The 1,817-nt window shown below is 60.3% G+C and carries 1 protein-coding gene; it reads right to left on the bottom strand.

The genetic code is table 11. From position 1 onward, the window contains the following. Positions 1–1,817: hypothetical protein (locus tag H8730_RS17240; RefSeq protein WP_249290285.1), on the bottom strand; the 1,817-nt coding region annotated here is incomplete at both ends.

Below are 1,817 nucleotides of genomic sequence, written 5' to 3'. Positions count from 1 at the left end.
TCGACCCCGTCTATCGTCACCGTGGTGGTGCTGCCCGCCGTCACGCTGGGGATGTCCTCAAAATCCAGCGGCTTGACCGTGATGGTCTTATACGTCCTGAGCCCCGCCATCTCCTGGGATTCGGCGTAGATCGTCAGGATGGTTTCAAAGGGCTCATCCGCGCCCACCGTCAGCAGGCCGTTGGTGTCGATGGTCGTGCTTGTGCTCTTGTTGCCGCTGACCGTCCACGTCACGTCCTGGTTGGCAATTTCCGTGCCTTTTAAGGTAACGGAGGCGCTCAACTGCATCTTTTTGCCGACCTTCACCGTTTCCGCCTCGTTTACGGTGGAAATCGTGATGCCGTCCGCCAGCGTCGTCGTCAGGTTATTGGGCCACGGCTGGCCCACCACCTTGACGTCGTCCTCCGTCCCCAGCTTGCCGTCCGCGCCCATCGCCCAGTAGCTTTCCCCCGCATTGGGACCGAGGAACTTGCTGCCGTAGTCCGCGTCGGGCGTTTCCAGCACCACCACGTTGGCGTTGTCGTCACGGTTGCCGATCACCATATCCTTACCGGCGGAGACAAATTCCCCCAGGCTCCCGTCCTCTTTCAACTCTTTATAGGTGTTGTCCCCGAAATCCACATAGAGCTTGCCGTCCAACTCGCCTTCTACCGCCCCCACAGCGTCCGCGGGCAGCACATAGATATCCACAAAGGTGCTCTTTTCCCCGTCATAGGCGCTGGTGGCCGTCAGGCGGTAGGTCTGGCCCACCATCTGACTTGTGGGCGTGAAGCTATCTCCCGACAGGGCCGCCGTTTCCGGCTCCGCGCTCCACAGCACATAGGTTTCCGCCGTGCTTCCTGTAGCGTTCAGGATGTCCATATCCACTTCCAGCGTCAGGCTCTTCCCCGCGTTCACATACTGCTTATAGCCGCCCTTGACCGACATCCGCTCAATCTTCGGCAGCCTCCCGGCCGCCTGGTTGAGAAGATACAAGCCGTCCGCGCTCAGCCCGTCCGCGTAAAAGCCGGTCTGGGCATCCGCGCTGCCCCAGTCGCCGCTGGAGGCAAACTGCCCTACTACGTCGATGGCATAGTACCACTTCTCCGCCGGCTCCATGACCGGCTCAATTCCATCCAGCAGCAGGCCCGTGGCCTCGCCCGGCTCGATCGCTTCCGCCCAATACGCCCAGCCGTCGGTATCATACACCCAGTACTTGCCCACCGGGGAGCCCATGGCTTTCCATTCCTCCATTGTCAGGACCGTGGCCTCCTGCGTCTGCTTGACGGAATGGCTTTCCTCCGCCGCGGTATAGTTTGTGCCTTCCGTCCCGCCGTTGCCCAGGCCGTTCCCGTTTCCTTCGTCCACGGTGTTGTCGTCGGCGTCGTAATACGCGATATCGGTTTTACCCTCGCTGTCCAGCGTGTATTCTATGTAGTCCGCGTATTTATCCGCTGCGGTCGTCCGGTCGCCATCCGGCCCCTCGTAGGTGCCGTTGATATCGGCCGCCAGACTGTCCTTGTTTTTATTGAAAGTAGGCATATATACCGTGCTGCCGCCCATCGTCCAGCTCCAGTATTCATGGATGGCGGTGTGGCTGGCGGCGGTATCGCCATTCATGGTGTGGACCGCCCAGGTGGAGGAATCGTCGATATCGGCGTCGGTTTTTCCAATCACCTGTACTGTGCGGTCGGCCGCCGAAGTGTCTCCTGCGCTGGGGCCGATCTCCATGTATTCATACAGGCGCACACGGGCAAAGATCGGGGAACCGTCCTCGGGGTCGGTAAAGTTCTCCACATAAATGTCCTTGTTCTGCCCGTTGAAGTCATCGTGCAGCCG

It is taken from the genome of Bianquea renquensis (genome assembly GCF_014384895.1).
GTDB classification, from domain to species: Bacteria; Bacillota; Clostridia; order Lachnospirales; family Bianqueaceae; genus Bianquea; species Bianquea renquensis.
This window is presented reverse-complemented; position numbering and strand designations above follow the sequence as displayed.